Source organism: Parahoeflea alexandrii (assembly GCF_027214025.1).
In the GTDB taxonomy this organism is placed as follows: Bacteria; Pseudomonadota; Alphaproteobacteria; order Rhizobiales; family Rhizobiaceae; genus Hoeflea; species Hoeflea alexandrii_A.
This window is the reverse complement of record NZ_JAPWHB010000003.1, coordinates 259,439-275,048: the sequence shown is the minus strand read 5'-3', so window position 1 is coordinate 275,048 and position 15,610 is coordinate 259,439. Positions and strand designations below refer to the sequence as shown.

Annotated in this window: 12 protein-coding genes; 4 read left to right on the top strand and 8 right to left on the bottom strand. The window is 62.6% G+C overall.

All coding sequences use genetic code 11. From position 1 onward, the window contains the following. Window positions 1-23 precede the first annotated feature (23 nt). The gene (locus O4H62_RS11695; RefSeq protein WP_269387980.1) at window positions 24-1,418 is read left to right on the top strand and encodes an MFS transporter; all 1,395 of its coding nucleotides are present in this window, start codon (window positions 24-26) and stop codon (window positions 1,416-1,418) included. 228 nt (window positions 1,419-1,646) lie between these two features. Here the strand turns inward: O4H62_RS11695 and purH are convergent, their stop codons facing one another. The 4 genes from purH to htpX all read right to left on the bottom strand — a co-directional run bounded on the left by purH (window position 1,647) and on the right by htpX (window position 7,560). Beyond that, complete coding sequence (gene purH / locus O4H62_RS11690; protein ID WP_269387978.1) at window positions 1,647-3,260, bottom strand: bifunctional phosphoribosylaminoimidazolecarboxamide formyltransferase/IMP cyclohydrolase; 1,614 nt, start codon at window positions 3,258-3,260, stop codon at window positions 1,647-1,649. Between the two features lie 133 nt (window positions 3,261-3,393). Then, entirely contained in the window at window positions 3,394-5,097 is a 1,704-nt protein-coding gene (locus O4H62_RS11685; RefSeq protein WP_269387976.1) for a heparinase II/III family protein, read from the bottom strand. A gap of 130 nt (window positions 5,098-5,227) precedes the next feature. Continuing rightward, window positions 5,228-6,619 carry an RsmB/NOP family class I SAM-dependent RNA methyltransferase gene (locus tag O4H62_RS11680; RefSeq protein WP_269388580.1) on the bottom strand — a complete coding sequence of 464 codons (1,392 nt, stop codon included), beginning with the start codon at window positions 6,617-6,619 and terminating at the stop codon, window positions 5,228-5,230. Beyond that, window positions 6,610-7,560 (bottom strand): zinc metalloprotease HtpX, encoded by a 951-nt coding sequence (gene htpX / locus O4H62_RS11675; protein ID WP_269387974.1) that lies wholly within the window; start codon window positions 7,558-7,560, stop codon window positions 6,610-6,612. The genes O4H62_RS11680 and htpX overlap by 10 nt, the downstream gene beginning before the upstream one ends. Window positions 7,561-7,694: 134 nt before the next feature. Here htpX and O4H62_RS11670 point away from each other — a divergent pair, with 134 nt between their 5' ends. Continuing rightward, window positions 7,695-7,955, top strand: coding sequence for a DUF1674 domain-containing protein (locus tag O4H62_RS11670; RefSeq protein ID WP_269387972.1), 261 nt, complete (start codon window positions 7,695-7,697; stop codon window positions 7,953-7,955). Between the two features lie 48 nt (window positions 7,956-8,003). Beyond that, the gene (locus O4H62_RS11665; protein WP_269387971.1) at window positions 8,004-8,480 is read left to right on the top strand and encodes a thermonuclease family protein; all 477 of its coding nucleotides are present in this window, start codon (window positions 8,004-8,006) and stop codon (window positions 8,478-8,480) included. Between the two features lie 356 nt (window positions 8,481-8,836). Here O4H62_RS11665 and acs read toward each other — a convergent pair whose 3' ends face one another. Then, a complete protein-coding gene (gene acs / locus O4H62_RS11660; RefSeq protein ID WP_269387970.1) occupies window positions 8,837-10,789 on the bottom strand; it encodes an acetate--CoA ligase in 1,953 nt (650 codons plus the stop codon). Between the two features lie 241 nt (window positions 10,790-11,030). Here acs and O4H62_RS11655 point away from each other — a divergent pair, with 241 nt between their 5' ends. Next, window positions 11,031-11,723: a DUF1013 domain-containing protein gene (locus O4H62_RS11655; RefSeq protein WP_269387967.1), complete on the top strand. Its 693-nt coding sequence runs from the start codon at window positions 11,031-11,033 to the stop codon at window positions 11,721-11,723. A gap of 165 nt (window positions 11,724-11,888) precedes the next feature. On the opposite strand, the gene O4H62_RS11650 is transcribed toward O4H62_RS11655, so the two are convergent. From O4H62_RS11650 to O4H62_RS11640, 3 genes are all read right to left on the bottom strand, one after another. Then, complete coding sequence (locus tag O4H62_RS11650) at window positions 11,889-12,674, bottom strand: SDR family NAD(P)-dependent oxidoreductase (RefSeq protein WP_269387964.1); 786 nt, start codon at window positions 12,672-12,674, stop codon at window positions 11,889-11,891. A 155-nt stretch (window positions 12,675-12,829) separates the two neighbouring features. Continuing rightward, window positions 12,830-14,740, bottom strand: a complete 1,911-nt coding sequence (locus tag O4H62_RS11645; RefSeq protein ID WP_269387963.1) for a propionyl-CoA synthetase — start codon at window positions 14,738-14,740, stop codon at window positions 12,830-12,832. Window positions 14,741-14,881: 141 nt separating this feature from the next. Then, window positions 14,882-15,541 (bottom strand): YggS family pyridoxal phosphate-dependent enzyme, encoded by a 660-nt coding sequence (locus O4H62_RS11640; RefSeq protein WP_269387961.1) that lies wholly within the window; start codon window positions 15,539-15,541, stop codon window positions 14,882-14,884. Between the last annotated feature and the right edge of the window lie 69 nt (window positions 15,542-15,610).

The following is a 15,610-nucleotide window of genomic DNA, read 5'->3' as shown; positions in this document are numbered from 1 at the left end:
CCGGGCCTGGAAGGGGTAGCGGAATGACTGATGTAACCGGACTGCCGTCCGCACCCGCTGTCCAGCGCCGCGGCGTGTGGGGCTGGATGCTGTTTGACTGGGCGGCGCAGCCGTTCTTCACCGTCGTCACCACCTTCATCTTCGGCCCCTATTTCATCAGCCGCATGGCAAGCGATCCGGCCACCGGACAGGCGGCCTGGGGCTACGGCATTGCCGCCGGTGGCCTGCTGATCGCAGTCTTTTCACCCGTGCTCGGATCGATTGCCGACCAGACCGGACCGCGCAAACCCTGGATCGCGTTCTTTGCGATCATCAAGATCGTGGCGCTGTGCGGCTTATGGTTTGCCGCGCCCGGCTCGAGTCTTCTTGCTATTGTGGCGCTGTTCACCCTGGCCTCGGTGGCGGCCGAGTTCTCCATCGTGTTCAATGATTCCATGCTGCTGCGGCTGGTGCCGAAGGCGGAGATCGGGCGGGTTTCCAATCTCGCCTGGGGGCTGGGTTATCTCGGCGGCATGATCGTGCTGATCTTCATCATCGCCTTCCTGGCCGCATCGCCGGAAACCGGAAAGACCCTGATCGGCCTTAATCCGCTTTTTGGCCTCGACCCGGTCCAGGGCGAGGACGCCCGTGCATCCGGGCCGATCTCGGCGCTCTGGTACGCCGTTTTCATCCTGCCGATGTTCCTGTTCACCCCGGACGCGGGCGGACGCCGGGCCCTGAAGGGAGCGGTGCGCGACGGTCTCAGTGAACTGCGCTCGACGCTGGGTGAGGTGCGAAAGCGCGCCGGCATCTTCCGCTTCCTCGTTGCCCGCATGATCTACCAGGACGGCGTAAACGCCCTGCTCGCGCTTGGAGGCGGGTTTGCCGCCGCCATGTTCGGCTGGTCGATCACCGAGATCGGCGTCTACGGGATCATGCTCAATGTGGTGGCGATTTTCTCGTGTCTTTACGCCAGCCGGCTCGACACCCAGCTCGGCTCCAAGATGGTGGTGCTGATGGCCATCCTGCTGTTGCTGATTGCCACGCTCGGCATCGTCTCCACCGGTCCGGGCTTCACCCTGTTTGGTGCGCTGCCGTTCGGCGAGGCTGACAGTGGCGGACTGTTCGGGACCGCCGCAGAGAAGGCCTATATCATGTTCGGCCTGCTGATCGGCATCGCATTCGGACCCGTGCAGGCCTCGTCACGCGCCTACATGGCCCGAAGCGTCACCGAGGATGAGGCAGGCCGCTATTTCGGTATCTATGCGCTGGCGGGCCGCGCCACCAGTTTCCTGGCGCCCTTCATGGTCGCCACCGTCACCGCTCTGAGCGGATCGGCGCGACTCGGCATGGCGACCATCACCATCTTCTTCGCGGTCGGTCTGATCATTCTCTGGACCACGCCATATCCGGCGGATCAACCCGTCAGGAAGTCCTGAACGTCTTCGTTTTTTTGAGATACCGGGCAACTCCATACCTCGAGTATGGCCCATACTTCGGGTACGGAAAACGCCCCGCCGGTGATCTCGTGAAGGGTCGGTGCGCCAACTGCTTGGCATGATGGGCGGCCGGGGCTGCTGTTAACCCGTCAAACCATACGAAGACCTTAACGCACTGAGGTATGATCGCGATTGACCCACTTTACGTGAGCCTTCCACCAATCATCATCAATGCCGGAAATGCCGCATTCCGGTGAACACCATGGCGATGCCGGCCTCGTCCGCCGCGTCGATCACGTCCTGGTCGCGCATCGATCCGCCCGGCTGCACCACGGCGGTGGCGCCTGCCTCGATCGCCGACAGCAAACCGTCAGCGAACGGGAAGAAGGCATCGGAGGCGACAACGCTGCCCCTGGTCAGCGGCGCATCGAGACCGAGCACTTCCGCCGCGTCGACCGCCTTGCGCGCCGCGATCCGGGCCGAATCGACCCGGCTCATCTGACCGGCGCCGATGCCGACCGTGGCGCCATTGAGCGCATAGACAATGGCGTTGGATTTGACGTGCTTGGCCACGCGGAAGGCAAAGCCGAGATCGGCGAGTTCGCGCGCATCCGGCGCCCGCTTGGTCACCACCTTGAAATCTTCCGGCAAGACGATGCCGTTGTCGCGGCTCTGCACCAGCAGGCCGCCGGCAACCGTCTTGACCGTCAGGCCGGGCTGGCGCGGATCCGCCAGCTCGCCGGTCACCATCAGCCGCAAATTCTTCTTGGCCGACAGGATTTCTCTCGCCTCTTCGCTGGCGTCAGGAGCGATGATCACTTCGGTGAACAGCTTGACGATCTCGGTAGCCGTTTCCGCGTCGAGCATGCGGTTGAGCGCGATGATGCCGCCGAAGGCCGAGGTCTGGTCGCATTCAAGCGCCCGGCGATAGGCATCGGCCAGGCTGTCGCCGACGGCCACACCGCAGGGATTTGCATGCTTGATGATGGCGCAGGCCGCGCGGTCGCGCCCGAACTCGCTGACCAGTTCGAACGCCGCGTCCGTGTCGTTGATGTTGTTGTAGGACAGCTGCTTGCCCTGCAGCAGCGTCGCCGTCGCCACCCCGGGACGCTGCTCGCCACTGGAATAGAACGCCGCCGCCTGGTGCGGATTCTCGCCGTAACGCATGACGTCGATGAGCCGGCCGCCGAAGGCTCGGTGCCGCGGCGCCTCGAGCTCGAGTGCCCTGGCGAACCATCCCGAAACCGCCGCGTCATAGGCAGCCGTCCGGGCGAATGCCAGCGCCGCGAGTTCGCGCCGCAGCGCCAGCGGGACAGACCCGCCATGGCTCTTCAGCGCTTCGATCACCCGGCCGTAGTCCTCGGGGTCGGTGATGGCGGTCACATAGGCATGGTTCTTGGCCGACGCGCGGATCATCGCTGGCCCGCCGATATCGATATTCTCGACAATCGTCGCCGCATCGGCGCCGCCGGCCGCCGTCTGTTCGAACGGGTAGAGGTTGACCACGGCCATGTCGATCTCGGCGATCTCGTGCGCCTGCATCGCAGACCGGTGCTCCTCGTCGTCGCGGATCGACAGAAGACCGCCATGTACGCCCGGATGCAGCGTCTTGACCCGGCCATCCATGATTTCAGGAAATCCGGTCAGGTCGGAAACGTCGCGAACCGCAAGACCCGCCGCTTCGAGCGCCGCCCGGGTACCGCCGGTCGAAACCAGCTCCACACCGAGTTCTGCGAGATCACGGGCGAAATCCACCAGCCCGGTCTTGTCGGAAACAGACAAAAGTGCGCGGCGAACCTGCACCAGATCCGGCACAGGATGGTTCTTGGATACGACAGCCATATGGAAATCCTTCGAAAACAGCCGCGCGAGCCCGGCGGCGAGGATCCGTTAACACAGGCCGATGGCCGATAAAACACGCAATTGGGCTTATCTGTGGAGCAAGGCCGGATCGGGAGTTACCCGGCCGGCGGATCTAAGCCCGCGGCAGCGTGGTGCGGATCAGCTTCCAGTCGATCTGCGACTGCTGGCCGACCGTGAATTCCATCGTGATCTGCTTGCTGGTCCGGGCACCGGCGAGGTCGGCGAAATACACATCTTCCTCGATCTGCGGCTTGAGGTCACGGCCGACAAAGGCCCAGGTTTCGCCATCGCCGGCGGTGAGGTGGACCACACCATCCTCGTCCTGCTGAACCGAGATCGTCGGATGGACGTGAAACCGGGCCACCGCGACCGTGCGGTTTTCCGGATCGGGGTCGCTTTCATCCGGCCGCGTTATCTGGTCCCGGCCCTGCACTTCGTGTCCGGACGCCAGCATCCGCACCTTGCGCCGATGCAGGAGCTTCAGATTGCCGGCATATCCGTCATGGGTGGCGTCAAACCCCTGGTGCTTGCCTTCCTCATCGAGCGACCGGACAGTCACCCGGCGGACGCCGCCGGTCACGATCGGACCCAGAAACGGCGAATGCGAGAAACTTAGCGATGACCTGTCGTCCAGCGTGACGGTGCTGTGGGCCGCCGTCATTCTTGCAAAATCGGCATAGGGTGTGTGGGAAATCACCGGCGCGCCGGCATTGACGATGAAACAGTTGGCACCCGAGGAAAGCTCGAAGGAAAGACACCCTGCATGCGCCTGGCTCGACAGGATCCCCTTGGGCGGCGGCCCGGTGTCAGCAATCAGCACGGCATTGCCGGCTGACAGTCTCTGATAGCACGAATGCGGCATTTCCCTGAACGCGGCACCGGAGGTCTCGTCGTAGCGCAGCACCCCGAGAAGCCGGTCCGCCGAAACCGCCGAGGAGCCGTTGAACAGCGCCAGCTCGCCATTCGAATGACGGAAGAAGCGCAAGGCCGAGAACATCCGGTCCATCCCCGCAGCCATGTTGCGCGGCGGCTTCTGGCCCAGGTTGATGTAGGTTTGCTTGAGCGGCAGCAGGTTTGTCAAAAGCTCGATCAGAATCATCGGATTGCGGGACACATGCCCGCCGTCAGGCAGGATCTGGACCTCGATCTCGCTGTCGAGATTGCGCGACGCGGCCCGCACCGCGCCGGCGCTGGACGGCAGGCACAGGCTCGCCATCGCCAGCGCTATCCGGGCCTTGAAACGGGTCGCGTCGCCAGGCATGGCCCCGGCCACATGCTTCAGATACCGCGTTTGCAGCGCAATGCTTTTGAGAAAGCGGCGGTAAAACCCGTGATCGGCGCCACGCAGCACGATCGGCGAATGCGAAAGCCAGGCAATCAGCCGGCTGGCCAGCACATCGGGCTCAAAGGCAAGACCTCCGAGCTCCCGCCCTTCAACCGCGATCCAGTCATCGACCAGCGCCCTTGCATTGGCGAAGGCCAGATCGTGATCGGCAGCCCGCATATGCCTGAGCCAGCCAAAGCCATGCAGGCTGCGATTGAACGATTCGTTGGAGACCTCGAGCTGAAACGGGCTTCCTCCACCTGTATCGATCATGCTTCCGCCCATGGCGAAGCGTCCGGAATAGATTTCCTCGGCGATGTGCGGATCGGCAATGCGCAGGTCAATCGGCGCCACGACCAGCCGGTCCGGGGTTCCGCCGGTAAAGCGCAACGCGTTGATTCGGCCCAGAGCGATCCTGCGTGCGAATCGCCGCCAGATCTCCGTCCCGTACAACTGCCCTGAACGTTGCGATTCGAGAAATGAAAATACCAATCGGGAATTCCTGAAACCGGGTCCCGGCCCTCCACCGGACGAGAATCGTAGCACAGACGCTTGATTGTTCAACTGTCGCTAATGCGAACTCACGGAAAGCATATCAATGCCGTCATCCTGTGCAGCCTCCTCACGGGCGGACCAAAACCACGGCGTAGAATCCGTCAAGCCCGGCAAGCCGCGGATCGTCATTGCCGAGCATGGCCGGATGGGTCCTGACTTCACCCCTGGCGGTGATCGCCGCTTCAAGCCCCGGCCACCGCGCCGGATCGACCGGTCTGATCCGCCAGACCGGATGGTCCGCGAGGAAACCGGCCACCATCTCTTCGCCTTCTTCGGGATCGAGCGAGCAGTTGGAAAACACCAGCTCGCCGCCGGGACGCACCAGACCCGCCGCATGATCGAGAAGATCGCGCTGCACGCGGGCCAGGCGCATGATGTCCTCGGGCCCCTTGGTGTAGGGAATATCGGGATGCCGCCGCGCCGTTCCCGTCGACGAGCACGGCGCATCGAGCAACACGCCGTCAAACCCGCCGGGTGCGACCAGATCCTGGGCCCGGGTCAACTGCGTGGCGACGTCAAGCCCGAGCCGCGCCAGGTTGCCGCGCAGCCGCTCGAGCCGTGTCGCGGATTGATCGCAGGCCGTCACCCTGGCACCGGCCAGCGCCAGCTGCGCGGTCTTGCCTCCCGGAGCGGCGCAAAGATCGACGATGTCCAGTCCGTCAAGCTTCGAGAACAGCTGGGCCGGAAGGCTGGCCGCCGCATCCTGAACCCACCAGTCGCCGTCATCATAGCCCTCGAGGCCGGACACCGGACCTTCCGGCCGGGCGATACGAACAGATCCCGTCGGCAATAGGACGCCGCCAAGCCTTGCGGCCCAGCCTGCCGCGTCATCCTTGACCGTCAGGTCGATCGCAGGCGGCTCGGACAGGATCGAGAGAATAGCATCAGCATCCGCCGCATAGTGCTTGTGAAGCCGGCTTTCGAACCACTCCGGAAAGTCCGGCGTCGTTGCCGCGATCTCCGGCAGAAGCGTGTCTTTTTCCCGCCCCATCCGCCGCAACAGGGCATTGACCAGGCCCGCAAACCGGCGATTTCGGGGGTCGGAATCGGCCTGCGTCACCGCCAGGTCAACGGCCGCGCGATCGGGTACGTCGAGATAGAGGATCTGCGCCGCAGCCACCCGCAGCACCTGCCGCAGCGCCTTCGCGCCATCGGGCAGCGGATTGTCGACCAGCCGGTCGATAAAGGCGTCAATGACCTGGAGATGCCTGAGTGCTGAGAGAAGAATCGCCCGCACCAGGAGACGGTCCTGGTCTCCCAGCCCGGTGAACGCCGGGTTCCCGCCCGCCGGATCGAGAAGACCGTCCAGCGATGCCCGGCTTTCCGTCACCGCCGACAACAGCCGGGCCGCAGCCTGACGCGCCGCAAGCCCCGGCTTTAAATCCTTGCCACGCGATTGCTCTCCCTGCTTGCCCGCTCTCCTGCGCTGCCCCGGCGGCCTTGTGCCAGTCAAGACCAGGGTCCCTTGCGAGGCGCATCGCCGCGGCCCCAGGGCCCGGTTTGCGGAACCGACGTCGCTGCCGGGCGGGCGGGACGCGGCGCGCGCGCCTGCGCAAACTCGCCGGCCATGGCTTCAAGCGCGGCAATGCGGTTTTCCGTTGCGGGGTGGGTTGAAAACAGATTGTCCATGCGTTGACCATTCAGCGGATTGATAATGAACATGTGCGCCGTCGCCGGGTTGCGTTCGGCGTCTTCGTTGACGACACGTCCGGCGCCCAGCGCGATCTTGCGCAATGCCGAGGCCAGCCAGAGCGGATTACCACAGATTTCCGCGCCGCGCCTGTCGGCGGCATATTCGCGGGTCCGGCTGATCGTCATCTGCACCAGCATCGCCGCAAAGGGCGCCACGATCATCGCCACCAGGATACCGATGAAGCCGAACGGATTGTTGTTGTTGTCGCGATTGCCGCCGAAGAACAGCGCGAAATTGCCCAGCATCGAGATCGCGCCGGCCAGCGTCGCGGTGATCGTCATGATCAGCGTGTCGCGGTGCTGCACATGCGCCAGTTCATGCGCCATGACGGCTGCGACTTCCTCGTCGCTCAAGGTTTCGAGCAGGCCGACCGACGCCGCAACGGCCGCGTTTTCCGGATTTCGGCCGGTCGCAAATGCGTTCGGCTGCTGGTTATGGATGACATAGACTTTCGGCATCGGCAGGCCGGCATTCTGCGCCAGGTCGGCGACAATCCGGTGGAACTCGGGCGCCGTCCGTTCGTCGACTTCCACGGCATGATGCATGCGCAGCACCATCTTGTCCGAATTCCAGTAGGAAAACAGGTTCATTGCGGCGGCGATCACCAAAGCAATCATCATCCCGCCTGTGCCACCGATCATGTAACCCACGCCCATGAACAGGGCGGTCATCAGGGCAATCAGCATTGCAGTACGAACAAGGTTCATGCGTCTCATCCTTTCCGGCGACCTATCATCTTTTGCCTGCCAGGGCGCAAGGGTTTGTTTTCGTCGCTTGTGGGGCTAGATATGGGATCCTGCAAGATGTTCTTCAATAAAGCGCCAGACCGGGTGATCCGACCATGAGCAACGACGAAAATCCCGCCGATATGGAAAACTCCACTATCACCGCCACAGCCGGACAGACGGAAGAGAGTATCGGAAGCGAGGAAAAGCGCCCGCTCAGCCCTGCGGCGCAGCGCGCTCTTGCGGAAGCGGAAGCCCGGCGAAAGGCCCGCGATCAGCAAACCCGGGCGGCCGAAAGGGAAATCGGCGGACGCGGCGGCGCCGACCCGGCGCGCTTTGGCGACTGGGAAATCAACGGCCGCGCCATCGATTTCTGACCTGCAAGCAGTTGATCGAACCGGAATATAGGAATATATTCCGTAATCATGATCACCGATTCGCCCTTGCCTGCCGCATTCATTCTGACACTTGGCCTCGCCTGTTGCCCGGTGATGACAGCTGCCGCCGGCGAAAACCAGTGGCGCAGCATTGCCGGCCCGGTCACCGCACAAGTCATCCGCATCATCGACGGAGACACGATCGAGGTTGACGCTCACCCCTGGCCAGGCCATGCGGTCCGCGTCTCGGTCCGCTTGCGCGGCATTGACACGCCCGAACGCCGCTCCCGCTGCGCCGATGAGCGTACTGCGGCTCTTCTGGCCCGCGACGAGCTCGAACGGCTGGTGGCGGGCTTTCCCACGGTCGAGCTGATCAATGTCTCGGGCGGCAAATACTACGGACGGGTTCTGGCCGACATGAAGGCGGGAAACCGTGATGTCGCCGCCGCCATGCTGGACAGCGGGCTGGCTCGCGCCTATCGGGGCGGCAAGCGCCACAAGCCGCAATGCGCCGGGCAGGGCTAAACAACAGCGCGATCGCCGCCAAACATCAAAAAGGCCACCCCAAGGGGTGGCCTTCGTGAATTCCAGCGCCGGTTGGACGCCTGCCCGGTCACATCATTGATGGATCGGGACTTGCCAGTATTACCGGCTCTTCAGAGGCTGCTCCGAAGTCCGGCAATCCGTATCGCACGAACCGGCTTATGGGAATCACTCGACATCAGATCACCTCCTTTTCAGTTGTTGAAGACACTGACAATGTGGGGCACTCTTCCGGCCTTGCCAAGTAAAAAAAGCAAAAAACGAAAAGGCCCGCACCGGCAACACCGGACGGGCCTTCTGCTTCTCTATGATCGTTCCGCGGATGACCGCGGTATCAATCAGCCCTTCTTGTTCTGCCGATTCGCGATCAGGTCGTCGACAACGCCCGGATCGGCCAGCGTCGAAGTGTCGCCCAGCGCGCCGAACTCATCCTCGGCGATCTTGCGCAGAATCCGGCGCATGATCTTGCCCGAGCGGGTTTTCGGCAGGCCCGGCGAGAACTGGATCTTGTCCGGTGAGGCGATCGGGCCGATCTCGTGCCGCACATGCGCGACCAGCGCCTTGCGCAACTCGTCACTGCCTTCCTGGCCTTCCATCAGCGTGATGTAGCAGTAGATCCCCTGGCCCTTGACGTCATGCGGATAGCCGACAACCGCGGCCTCCGACACGGCATCGTGCGAGACCAGCGCACTCTCGACCTCGGCCGTTCCCATGCGGTGACCGGAAACATTGATCACGTCGTCGACGCGGCCGGTGATCCAGTAATAGCCGTCCTCGTCGCGGCGGCAGCCGTCTCCGGTGAAATATTTCCCCTTGTAGGTGGAGAAATAGGTCTGGATGAAGCGCTCGTGATCGCCATAGACCGTGCGCATCTGGCCCGGCCAGGAATCGGTGATGCACAGATTGCCTTCTGCCGTGCCTTCCAGCACGTCGCCGTCATTGTCGACCAGCTGCGGCTGCACGCCGAAGAACGGCCGCGTCGCCGATCCGGGCTTGAGCGGAGTGGCCCCCGGCAGCGGCGTGATCAGGATACCGCCGGTTTCCGTCTGCCACCAGGTATCGACGATCGGGCATTTCTTGTCGCCGACGACATTGTAGTACCAGACCCAGGCTTCCGGATTGATCGGCTCTCCCACCGATCCCAGGGTTCGGAGCGACTTGCGCGAGGTTTTCTTGACGTGATCGTCGCCTGCGCCCATCAGTGCCCGGATCGCCGTCGGCGCAGTGTAGAAGATGTTGACCTTGTGCTTGTCGACCACGTCCCAGAAACGGCTCGGCGACGGGTAGTTCGGCACGCCCTCGAACATCAGCGTGGTCGCGCCATTGGCGAGCGGTCCGTAGACAATGTAGGAATGCCCGGTGACCCAGCCGACATCGGCGGTGCACCAGTAGATATCGCCTTCGTGATAGTCGAAGACATATTCATGGGTCATGGAGGCGTAGACCAGATAGCCGCCGGTGGTGTGCAGAACGCCCTTGGGCTTTCCGGTGGAACCGGAGGTATAGAGGATGAAAAGCGGATCCTCGGCCTTCATCTTGGCCGGCGGGCAATCCGGCTTCGCCGCAGCCACCGCCTCGTGATACCAGATGTCGCGATCGGAAAACCACTCGATCTTGCCGGCGGTCCGCTGCACCACCAGCACCTTCTTGACGACGACGCCATCGCGTTCGGCAATCTTGATGGCAAGATCCGTGTTGTGCTTGAGCGGGATCTTCTTGCCGCCGCGCAGGCCTTCGTCAGCTGTGATCACGAAGGTTGATTCGCAGTCGCTGATTCGGCCGGCCAGCGCATCCGGCGAAAATCCGCCGAAAACGATCGAATGGATTGCCCCGATGCGGGTGCAGGCCAGCATCGCATAGGCGGCTTCCGGAATCATCGGCATGTAGATGGTGACCCGGTCACCCTTCTTCACACCGTTCGATTTCATCACATTGGCAAGCCGGCAAACCTGGTCGTAGAGCTCGCGATAGGTGATCTTCTTGTCGTCATAGGGATTGTCGCCTTCCCAGATGATCGCCACCTGGTCGCCGCGCTTTTCGAGATGCCGGTCGATGCAATTGTAGGAGACGTTGGTCAGGCCGTCTTCGAACCACTTGATCGCCACCTTGCCGGTAAAGCTGGTGTTCTTGACCTTCGTGTAGGGCTTGAACCAGTCGATTCGCTTGCCGTGCTTGCCCCAGAACTTCTCCGGATCCTTGATGCTCTGCTTGTACCATTTCTGGTAGGTGTCATCATCGATCAGCGCCCTTGATTTGGCGTCTTTCAGGACTTTGTACGTTTTCTGCGGCATTGAACCCTCCTCACTAACGGACATGCATCTTGGAACATTTTAGACGCAACCCGGCTTCCATGGCGACCATTAATACCAGCGCAAATCATTGCTGCAATTAGACATTGGGCCGGTTTGCGAAACCATGCGCCGACAATTGCAATTCTGCGGGCTTGCGGTTATAAGAACGCCGATTTCCCGGAAATGGTGGTTTCATCCACGGCCCGCGCCCCCGGAGCGGACGGACAGGAGGATTGTATTCATGGCACAGCAGCTTCTCATGCCTAAGGCGACCGCCGTCTGGCTTGTCGACAACACCGCACTGAGCTTCGACCAGATCGCGCAGTTCTGCAAGCTTCACCCGCTCGAGGTGAAGGCAATCGCCGACGGCGAGGCCTCGCAGGGCATCAAGGGCCTCGACCCGATCGCCACCGGACAGCTGTCCCGCGAAGAGATCTCGGCGGCGGAGGCCAACCCCGATCTCAAGCTGAAGCTCTCCGAGCCCAAGGTTCGCGTTCCCGAGTCCAAGCGCAAGGGACCGCGCTACACCCCGGTGTCCAAGCGCCAGGACCGGCCCAATGCCATCCTCTGGCTGGTGCGCAACCATCCCGAACTCAAGGACGCCCAGGTTTCGCGCCTGGTCGGCACCACCAAGTCGACCATCGAGCAGATCCGCGGCCGCACCCACTGGAACGCCGCCAATCTGACGCCGATGGATCCGGTGACGCTGGGCCTGTGCACCCAGATCGATCTCGACCTGGAAGTCGAGCGCGCCTCCAAGAACCGCGCCGCGCTCGGCGATGCCGAACATGGCAGCGTGCTGGTTTCGGCGCGTGAAACCGAAGTGGAAATGCCGGTCGAGGACGAAGGCGAGAAGGAAATCGATGCCGATGCAGTTTTCGCCAAACTGTCCTCGATGAAGCGCACCGAACCGGAAGACGAAGACGACAACTAGGATGTCGTCGGTCCCTTTGGACGCCCGGACAGCTTGAACTCGCAGCATCTTCCCTGTTTCGGCGAGTTTCCAGATCACAATGCGAAAGGCCCGGCATCGCCGGGCCTTTTTTGTTTGGTCGGCAGGTCGTCCCTGCCATCCTGGCTGTCTTGTATCGGAACCCGGCTATTCCTTGACCGGGACCGTGTAGTTCAACGGCATGCGGCCGCCATCGGCATAGATTGTCTGGCCGGTAATGTAGCTGGCATCGCCCGACAGCAGGAATGCGGTCACAGCCGCGATTTCCGAAGGCTCGCCGACACGGCCGAGCGGCGTGCGCGACAGGATCCGGTTGCGGGCTTCCGCGTTGTCGACAACGGTCGCAAGCAGGTCGGTCATGATCGAGCCCGGCCCGACCGCGTTGACGCGGATGCCGTGCGGCGCCAGCGACAGCGCCATCACCTTGGTCAGCTGGCTCACGCCACCCTTGGACACCGAGTAGGGCACCTGGTTGGCGATGGCGAACGTGTCGTTGATCGAGGACATGTTGACGATCGAGCCCGGCTCTTCGCCGTTGGCGATCTGCTCCACCATGTGCCGCGCCACGGCCTGCCCGCACAGGAACGCGCTCTTCAGGTTGACGCCCAGCACCCGATCAAAATCGGCCTCCTCGATGTCGAGAAAATCGGCGGCGTGAACGATGCCGGCATTGTTGACCAGCGCATTGATCGAACCGAAGGCATCGATCGTCTTGGCCACCAGATTGTGCACATCAAGCCGTTCGGACACATCGGTGGCCGTGAACCGCACCTCGCCATCGCCTGAAACCGCTTCCACTGCGGCGGCACCCGCGGCCTCGTCAATATCGGCGATCATCACCCTGGCGCCTTCGGCCGCCAGGCGGCGCACGATGGCCAGCCCGATCCCCTTGGCGCCACCGGTCACAATGGCTGTTCGTCCATCCAGTCTCATGATTTTTCCCTTTCATAGAGGCCCGCGCGCCAGACATCAGGCGCATCGATCGCTCTAAACAGTCGATTGCAGGCACCAGCCGGACAAGCGGAAACCGATATCCGGGCTGATGCGGCAGCGAAACGGCGGGACATTGACCCGGACGGAACGCGAGGTCAATCGCTCTTCCGAGCAATCCCGCGCTTTGCCAGAACATCGGCGATTTCATCGAGAACCCCGGGATCGTCGATGGTCGCAGGCATCTTCCAGGCCTCGCCATCGGCGATCTTTTGCATGGTCGCCCGCAGGATCTTGCCGGAACGTGTCTTCGGAAGCCGCTTGACCACCATCACCGTCTTGAACGCGGCCACAGGTCCGATCTGGTCGCGGACCAGCTTCACCACTTCCTTCTCCACCTCCTCGTCGCTGCGGCCATTGGTGTTGTTGATGACAATGAAACCGGCGGGGATCTGGCCCTTCATGCTGTCGGCAATGCCGATCACCGCGCATTCCACCACGTCCGGATGGCCCGATACGGCTTCTTCCATACCGCCGGTCGACAGCCGGTGGCCGGCCACGTTGATAATGTCATCCGTGCGCGCCATGATGAAAAGGTAGCCATCCTCGTCGACGAACCCGGCGTCGGCGGTTTTGTAGTATCCGGGAAACTCCATCAGATAGGCGTCGCGAAACCGGTTCTCTGCATTCCACAAGGTCGGCAGGCATCCCGGCGGCAGCGGCAATTTGACCACGATGTTGCCCAGCGTCCCGGCCGGGACCGGATGACCGGCATCGTCGAGCACCTGCACGTCGTATCCAGGCATCGGCACTGCAGGCGAGCCGTATTTCACCGGCAGCAGGCCAAGGCCCATCGGGTTACCGGCGATGGTCCAGCCGGTTTCCGTCTGCCACCAGTGATCGATGACCGGCACGTTGAGCATCCGCTCGGCCCACTGGATCGTGTCGGGATCCGCCCGCTCTCCGGCCAGGAACAACGCCCTGAAGCCGGAAAGATCGTATTTGCCGATGAAGCGGCCTTCTGGGTCTTCCTTGCGGATGGCGCGAAACGCCGTCGGCGCGGTGAACAGCACCGCGACATCGTGCTCGGAAATCACCCGCCAGAAGGTGCCGGCATCCGGCGTGCCCACCGGCTTGCCTTCGAACACGATCGTGGTGTTGCCGTGCAGCAACGGCGCATAGACGATGTAGGAATGGCCAACCACCCAGCCGATATCGGATGCAGCCCAGAACACTTCGCCCGGCTTGACGCCGTACATCGCATGCATCGACCAGTAGAGCGCTGCCATGTGGCCGCCATTGTCGCGCACCACGCCCTTCGGCTGTCCGGTCGTTCCCGACGTGTAGAGAACGTAGAGCGGATCGGTGGCCTTGACCGGCGTGCAGGCAACTTTCCGGCCGGCATTGGCGGCAATCAGCTCGGCGTAATCGAAATCCCGCCCCTCGATCAGGTCGCAGCGGTGCTGCTCGCGCTGCAGCACGATCGTAGCTTCCGGCTTGTGGTGCGAATGCTCTATCGCTGCGTCGAGCAACGGCTTGTAGGCGACGATCCGGCCCGGTTCGATACCGCAGGAGGCGCTGACGATCAGTTTTGCCTTGCTGTCTTCGATACGGGTCGCAAGCTCTGTTGCGGCAAAACCGCCAAACACAACGGAATGCACTGCGCCAAGCCGCGCGCAGGCCAGCATCGCCACGATCGCCTCGGGCACCATCGGCATGTAGATGACGATCCGGTCGCCCTTGCCGATGCCCTTGTCGGAGAGCGCTCCGGCGAATGCCTCAACTTCGGAAAGCATCGCCGCGTAGCTGATGGTACGCTTGGCGCCGGTGATCGGGCTGTCATAGATCAGCGCCGCCTGATCCCCCCGCCCGCCGGCAACATGGCGGTCCAGGCAATTGAAGCAGGTGTTGGTGACGCCGTCCGGATACCAGCCGCCATAGACCCCGAGACCAGGATCAAACACTCTCTCCGGCTTCGTGAACCAATCGATTGCCTCGGCCTGCTCCATCCAAAACCCCTCGGGGTTCTTGCGCCAGCTTTCGTAGACCTCACCATAACGGCTCGCCATGACAATTTCCTCCCTAAACACGTCGACCGGGCACACCAATGCTGGCGTGGAAATGGTCGACACCCCGAATTTGCCGGCACCCTATGCCTGTCGGCGGACGGCGAAAACTAGACGATGGGCTAGGTCATTGCATCAAATCGATTAGCGCGCGCCGAAAATTGCCGATCCGACCCTCACCTCGGTTGCGCCAAAGGCAATGGCTGTCTCGAAATCGTCCGACATGCCCATCGACAGCGTATCGATATCGTTCTCGCGGGCGATCTTTGCGAGCAGCGCAAAATGCGGGCCCGGATTCTCGTCCACCGGCGGAATGCACATCAGGCCGGTGATCTTCAGGCCAAGTTCATCGCGGCACATGGCAATGAATCCGCCTGCCGCCTCCGGCTCGATCCCCGCCTTTTGCGGCTCGGATCCGGTGTTGACCTGGACGTAGAGACCCGGATGCCTGTCCTGTTTCTTGATTTCCCGCGCGATTTCCCTGGCAATCTTGTCCCTGTCGACAGTCTGAATGACGTCGAACAGCGCAATTGCATCGGCTGTCTTGTTGGATTGCAGCGGGCCGATGAGATGAAGTTCGATCCCGGCTGTCTCAGCCTTCAGCCCGGGCCATTTCGATTGCGCCTCCTGCACCCGGTTTTCGCCGAACACCCGTTGCCCGGCGTCGATCACCGGACGGATCTCGTCAGCGGACTTTGTCTTGGAGACCGCAACCAGCCGCACCGCGCCGCTTTCTCTTGCCGCTTCGGTTTCTGCCGCGGCTATTGCCGCGCGCACCTTCTCAAGGTTTTCCCGTGCGCTCACGCCGTGCTCCATTCATTTGCCTGCAACTCTGACAGAGGTGTTAGCGCAGCCCGGACGGCTTGCCAATCG